Origin of the sequence: Vibrio sagamiensis NBRC 104589 (genome assembly GCF_007990935.1) — a bacterium.
GTDB classification, from domain to species: Bacteria; Pseudomonadota; Gammaproteobacteria; order Enterobacterales; family Vibrionaceae; genus Vibrio; species Vibrio sagamiensis.
In genome coordinates, this window is record NZ_BJXJ01000074.1 from 1 (window position 1) to 6,358 (window position 6,358).

Below are 6,358 nucleotides of genomic sequence, written 5' to 3' on the forward strand. Positions count from 1 at the left end.
AGTGTGCTTGGCATGATAACCAAACATCAACAGCAATTAGTTTTGAGTATTGTCGGAAGTATTAATTCTGAATTTACGATTGCACAAATGTTGGCAGATGGAATTGAATCTCTTGGAAAAATGATAGAGGAACTTGAAGCAGCGTGTTCTGGTGCTGCTGCATTTCAAGATGCAATCTGGGATATGTTTAATGCAATGAAAGATGGAACGCTCAGTGGCGTTGATTACGAAGATATGTATCAGCTTGCATTGATGGATGTCTTATCCCATGCAGAAGAATATGGCTTGGACGGAGACCCCGAGCTTCTTAAGGATATAGGCAGATTACTTGAGAAGATAGGTTCGGGAAGTCATAACACCTATGATTTTACCCCTAGTCAACTGGGTGACATTGTTAGCCAAACTTGGAGCGCTATTTCAAATGCCATAACTAGCGGTAGCATTCCTAGTGACAGCCTAGCTTATAAAGCTATGCAAAAGATTTGTGGTGATGACCCTATCACCGGTACTGTCCCTAATACATTCATGAATCAATTTAAACCGGAAATTTATAGGAATCCAGCTCTTGGTGGTTGGATTACAGATGATCTTGACAAGATAAGCCCGATGTTACGTATAGTTATTTTGACGAATTTATTATCAAATCCTGAATATTCAGTGAGTAGCGAACAATTAAGGGCAATATTGACTGGTGACTTATCCTCTGTGAACTCTGTAATTGACTCTGTAACTAAGAGTGATTTTAACTCAGCCATGGATTACCTATTCGAAGATGGCAGTTGGAAAAATCAGAATCAAGGCAACATGCCTCAAGACGCAAATGGTAATTACATAGAGGATGCTGTTGATTATCAAGGAACCATTAGTATCGATTATCTAAATAAATTATATGAACAATTTCCAACCCGACCTCTTACAGATGATGAAGTCAAGAAATTGCAGAATTTGAGTGACCAGATAAAAATGCTGCAAGAGACGCTTAAATATTGGCTATCCGTTATACGTGATGAGCAATTATCAATTGCAAGAAATATCTAGTTTTCACTCAAGAAAAATAAAGATTTAAAAGAGCATGATACTGTTGGGGACATGCCGCTCGTGAAAGAGATAAAAGTAAGCCAATTGGATACTTATTCCTAGCTTAACACATGAAGGGAAAAATACATGAGTACATTCATGAGTCCTATCTCAGCAGCAGTTAATGTAATTGCTGTAGAGGAAGAAACGCAGAGTAAGCAAAGTGTATCAACTCAAAGCACTGCAACTGAATCTATTACTCCAAACCAGCCTCTTCCTGGAAGTTCTGTCAACCTGAATGCTTTATGGCGAATGGTCGAAGAGCAATTTAAGGAAGTTGCAAATGCGCTTTCAGGTACAGGTAAAGAGCACTCTGATGCAAAGAAAGCGTTGCTTGATGCAGTAAGAGATTCTCAGATTAATCAATTAAAGGAACGCGAAAGCAAAATTGCAGAGCAACAGAAAGCGGCTAAAAAGAGCAACTTTTGGAGCAAGCTTGGCATGGCGCTTGGTGTTCTTGCCGCACTGATTGTAGCGCCATTTAACCCTGTGATGGCAGCGGTAATGATTGTTACTATAGTTGCTGCGGAAGTGATACCAAAGGTTGCCGATAAAGTGATGAAAGCCGCTGGTGTACCAGAGGACATTCGCAATAAAGTTAAGATGGGCCTTGAAATTGGTATTGGCATTGTGGGTATGTTACTCAGCTTCAATCCAATGCAGTTGATAAAGAATGCTGCTCAAATTGCCTTAACAGCACCTGCCAAGTTAGCTGCTGCTTGTTCGCGAGCCGCGGATAGTATCAAGGCATTAAAAACTCTTATTAGTTCATTGATATCTATAGTTACAAAATCTGGTCCAAGCCTAGGAAAATCAGGGGTAAGCTTATCTAAAGCACGCCAGTTATTAGATTCTGCACTAAATACATTAAAGGCAGCCGCTTCTAATGCAGCAAAAATGACCAAGCAAGCGCTCCAAGAATCACTTGAAACTGCAAAACAAATGATGAAAGAAGTTGCTGATATCATCAAAGAATTTAAAGAAACAGCGGCGACAATTCTGGAGTCTCTGAAGTCAACTGGAACAGTTCTTAAAGAAGTCCTGTCTAATATCGCTAAATCTACCTTCTCTATACTAGACGATATTTCTTCAACTTTGAAGAACCTGAACCCGATCGAGATGGTTAAGGAATTATCGGGTCAGATGAAAAATGTAATTAATTCTATTAAGCCGATGCTTAAGCAACCAAGCCAATTGTTGAATAAAGTTAAACAGATGTTGGATGATGTGTTCGAGTCATTCAAAGATTTATTAACTAATAGCGAAAAAGCTCGACTTCGTGCTACACGAGCGAGTCAGGTCATGGAAGTCAGTTCATCTACGAGTTCTGTTGTCAGTGCCGGATATGGCGTTAAATCGGCAGATATCGCTAAAGATTTAGAAATTGATGAGGCTAGACAAAAAGAACTAGAAGCTCGTATTCAACAAATATTAATGATGCTAGATCAAGCTTTACGTTCTCTAAATGAAGTCTTCCAAAGTATCTTTAAAACCAATAGTGATCATCGCGATTTTAATAAGAAAATGATTTCAATTCATATGTAATCTGGAGAATAAAAATGAATATGTCAACTAACATGGCAGCTTTAGCTATGAACTCGATCCCTTCAGATTTAACATTGAAGGATGGCCTTAAAGGAACCGATACATTTTCAGCAATGAAACAAGAGTGGGAAGGTTACGAGAAAGCAGTAATGAAAGCGGATTCTGCTCCTATCTCGATGAATGATCTTTTGGCTTTGATGGCTCAGATTATTGCAGCGTCTCAACGTATGAGAGCTGAAGCTGCACAAAACCGTATTACTGAAGCCGTGGCGACGAGTAATATGGCAATGAATATAGCCGACAATAAATGTGCTGATGCTCAAAAGAAATTTGCAATAACGTTAGCGGCTTCCGTAGCAACTATGGCTCTAACTACTGCAGCAACGGTTAAAATGGGTAAAAATAAAACACTTCGTACTGATCATGTGAAGAGCATGAATGGTGGAAATAAATTAGATTCGAAAGACATTAATGACTTTAGTAGCCGTTTACAAGAAGCTCGTATCGCCAAGTATAAATCAATCATTCAAATGGGTGAGCAGAGCAGTGGCATGATTGGTCATGCTAATGAAATTCAGCATGCCGATGAAGTTAAAGGTCAAGAACAAGCTCAAGCCCTGAAAGATCTAAAAGAAAAATTCGATGCTCAATTAGATCAGTTCATTCAAAATTTGACACAGGAAGCGGTTAAATTGAATGACATTCTAGCAGCGATGACAAGAGCAAGCTTGGCAACAAACCGATAAGGAGTCAGAGCGGGTTCGCCCGCTCTTTTTAGACTATGCGAAGTGTCTCGTTTTCATTGCCTCAAAGAACAGAACGTGTTTCGGATGTAACGCCGAGCAAAAAAAGTCGGGAAGAAAGCTCGGCTCAGCCAAAGCGGGTCCGAGATGTAAAGCAAGCTGAGAAACGCAATAAAAAACAGTCTCGAATTTTTCACATTCGCCGTAAACCAATGACACCGCAGCAGCAACGGCAGTTTGCGAGAATGCTCAACAGTTACCAACTTAGAGCATTAAGAGATTGGCAAGGCTTTACGCAAAGCTTACCAGATAAACAACAACTTAATGATGCTCAGTTGTTTATTTTGCAAGCAGCTAATCATTGTCAACATCTCTATCCTTCGTCTATACGTAAAAAAATGGCGAATTACTTAGATACTCTTGGTGAGTTAGCAGAAGGTATGGAGGCAGACAGTGAGATTTTGCAACAATTGATTGGTAATGACCATTACCTCGAAGGTTTACTTTCTATGCTGGCGCTTTGTCGTAAATACGATGCACGTGAACGCAGATATCAAAGCAAAAGAAATCGAGATGAGCAGAAAGAGGGGGGACGGAAAAGTTCACCAGAATTACATGGACAAAGTGAATAATGAACAATCACTCACGTATCTCACATTGTAGCATTCGTAGTAATCATCTTGACCCTTATGAAATTATCAAAAATAAATCAGAGCGTTTAAGTTGGAACCGATTATCTGATGCTGACACTTATTTAGATAAAAAAGCAGTGATTGAGTGGTTTGAACATTTACGTCACTACTCAGAAGAAACCGTCAAAGCCATCGTAGTAGATGGTCTCTTGGAAAACCAATTTCATAATATCACGTTTATTTTACAACTCGTTAACGAGAACGACTTTGATACGATGAGCTCTAAAGATACTTATCAGCTTCTGTATGATTTTGTCTGCCAAATCCCTCAAGGGATTCGAGATTGGATTGATGAAAAAGATTATGCGATGAGCCGTGATGTATTAGCCCTTCTTTCAAGAAACCGGTAAGAATTATGAAGCATGACATTATAACGTTAACCCCTTTTTGTGAACTAAGTCAGAAGTCTGCTGCACAGATAAATACAGTTGCTGGGCATCAATTTGATAATAACGCGATTCAAATCAATTTTGGAAAGCTGATACTGGAGCCTGCGACTATTGGTGAGTTAGTTGAAGTATCATTAGCTCATATAGGTATTGATATAACTGGATATTTAACAGTTGCAGATATTGAACGCTTACTTGGATTAGAGCTAAAATACTTAGAGCAAGAGTACATTTCCTATCTTATTGCACAAAATCTTTCGGTAGAAGGTATTCGGTATCTTCGATTTATTGACAAAGATGAAGTTAAACATTTATCGTCTCTCATGACCTCTATTTTTAGCTGTAATCGGCTGGAAACAAACATGTATGTTGCAATGGACTCGATGGATATAGACCCTGATTACTTACATATGAAACCTCAGTCTCTTTCTCCGAAATTAAAGCTATCAGTCAGCTGGGCTCCTTTTGAAACCTCTTTAAGTACTGATGAAATAACCTCTTTGTCTTCTGATGACATGGTTATGGTTTATTCGAAATAAATGCAATTTACTTTAAATTCAATAGAGCAATTTTTGTTTAATCTTGAGCAAAATGAAAAAACGGCATTCAGTGAACATCCTGACTATTTTATTTATCCTCTCATTCCGTTTTTTCAAATCGTTCATGTTTTAAACATAGAAGATGTGCTCACGCAGTTAAACCAGATTGAAGTCGTATTAGGTGGTTATTTAATACGAGTAGATGGCTATTTAGCCTATACATGTTCTGAGTTTGGCGTTCGCGAAGAGGATCTTCGTCGGCTCACAATCCAATTATTAGAAATAATGAGATTTTAAAATGTCATTTGATAAAATATCAGCTAGCGACTCTCAACACGCTCCTTCTAGTAGTAGAGAAGAGCTATTGGGCAATTTGCCTAGTAGTGTAAGTGCGGAGCATTCTTCTCTAGATCAGGCTAAAACAACTACAACTTCATCAATCAAACTATCTGTTCCTCATTCTGTTGCTGAATGTGAATCAACATTCGAAGGAACTGATACTCTAGGTGCTGAGCATAAAGACCCCGATTTAGAAAACAAAGCTATCCTTGGAAAAGGCAAGAAGGAACTGAATAAATACTTACACAAAATCGCGGGCAATAAGAAAGAGACATCTAATAGATTTAATAATACATCCAAGTCAAGCCTGCATCTTTGTCTTTGTACAATAGGCGCCTTAAGTGGCGTTGGTTTGGCTGTCGTTTTTCCAATTGGTTTAGTCGGTGTCGTAGGTGTAGCTGCTTATCTTAATGCTCTATCTGGTGTGATGTATGGTGGGCATAACTTTGTCGTTGACGATAAGAAAAAAGAGCCTAAAGCGGAAGATATACCTAAAGAAACTGAACCAAAGAAAAGCTTGTCAGATTTTCCTATTTTTCCACTTGTTAACATACCAGATCCAGATTCAGAATCTGATAAAAAAGAAGACCCTACAGACGTTGTAACAGACTCTCAATATAAAGAGGCGAGCAATAAATTTATTAAATTTGCTCCACTTAATCTACTTGAACCTATAGGTAACCAGCCGAATTTAGGTGGTGTAATCGAGTTTCATCCTAAAAAAAATCATCAATGTGATAATAAAGTCACTCAAGATTCAGAGACACAGACAGATTCTTCAGACAAACCTGATTCTGACGGTTCTCAAGCAAAAAATAATATATTTATTACCAACATTAATATTGTCAACTCTGACATAGAAGTTAATGGTGCAATTAATCCTGAAAAGAGTGATATCGATGATATTTTATCTGGACATAAGAGATTTAAAGTTGAATATAATGACGGAACAGAATTAGATTTAATTATAGATCCAAAGCTTGTTCCTTCGGGCTCTCTAGGTTGGGTGAAGGTAGGTGACACGTGGCAGCCAG

8 protein-coding genes are annotated in these 6,358 nt (G+C 38.4%); all 8 read left to right on the plus strand.

Annotated features, from left to right (window positions below; genetic code table 11):
- A partial coding sequence (locus VSA01S_RS18915) for a hypothetical protein (protein WP_222593937.1) occupies nt 1-1,038 on the plus strand: 1,038 nt, incomplete at its 5' end.
- 126 nt (nt 1,039-1,164) lie between these two features.
- Nucleotides 1,165-2,622, plus strand: a complete 1,458-nt coding sequence (locus VSA01S_RS18920) for a coiled-coil domain-containing protein (protein WP_039981279.1) — start codon at nt 1,165-1,167, stop codon at nt 2,620-2,622.
- 14 nt (nt 2,623-2,636) lie between these two features.
- The gene (locus tag VSA01S_RS18925) at nt 2,637-3,368 is read left to right on the plus strand and encodes a type III secretion system protein (RefSeq protein ID WP_227739622.1); all 732 of its coding nucleotides are present in this window, start codon (nt 2,637-2,639) and stop codon (nt 3,366-3,368) included.
- Between the two features lie 35 nt (nt 3,369-3,403).
- A complete protein-coding gene (locus tag VSA01S_RS18930; RefSeq protein WP_050567346.1) occupies nt 3,404-3,997 on the plus strand; it encodes a hypothetical protein in 594 nt (197 codons plus the stop codon).
- Complete coding sequence (locus VSA01S_RS18935) at nt 3,997-4,407, plus strand: hypothetical protein (protein ID WP_039981281.1); 411 nt, start codon at nt 3,997-3,999, stop codon at nt 4,405-4,407. Before VSA01S_RS18930 ends, VSA01S_RS18935 begins: the two co-directional genes overlap by 1 nt.
- Nucleotides 4,408-4,412: 5 nt before the next feature.
- A complete protein-coding gene (locus VSA01S_RS18940; protein ID WP_039981283.1) occupies nt 4,413-4,985 on the plus strand; it encodes a hypothetical protein in 573 nt (190 codons plus the stop codon).
- Nucleotides 4,986-5,282 carry a hypothetical protein gene (locus VSA01S_RS18945; protein WP_039981284.1) on the plus strand — a complete coding sequence of 99 codons (297 nt, stop codon included), beginning with the start codon at nt 4,986-4,988 and terminating at the stop codon, nt 5,280-5,282.
- A gap of 1 nt (nt 5,283) precedes the next feature.
- On the plus strand, nt 5,284-6,358 hold a 1,075-nt coding region (locus VSA01S_RS18950), incomplete at its 3' end, for a hypothetical protein (protein WP_147052762.1).

Bases quoted from the DNA above. Each gene is read 5' to 3' on its own strand.
- VSA01S_RS18920 (WP_039981279.1), top strand. From the start codon at position 1,165: ATGAGTACATTCATGAGTCCTATCTCAGCAGCAGTTAATGTAATTGCT.
- VSA01S_RS18925 (WP_227739622.1), top strand. From the start codon at position 2,637: ATGAATATGTCAACTAACATGGCAGCTTTAGCTATGAACTCGATCCCT.
- VSA01S_RS18930 (WP_050567346.1), top strand. From the start codon at position 3,404: ATGCGAAGTGTCTCGTTTTCATTGCCTCAAAGAACAGAACGTGTTTCG.
- VSA01S_RS18935 (WP_039981281.1), top strand. From the start codon at position 3,997: ATGAACAATCACTCACGTATCTCACATTGTAGCATTCGTAGTAATCAT.
- VSA01S_RS18940 (WP_039981283.1), top strand. From the start codon at position 4,413: ATGAAGCATGACATTATAACGTTAACCCCTTTTTGTGAACTAAGTCAG.
- VSA01S_RS18945 (WP_039981284.1), top strand. From the start codon at position 4,986: ATGCAATTTACTTTAAATTCAATAGAGCAATTTTTGTTTAATCTTGAG.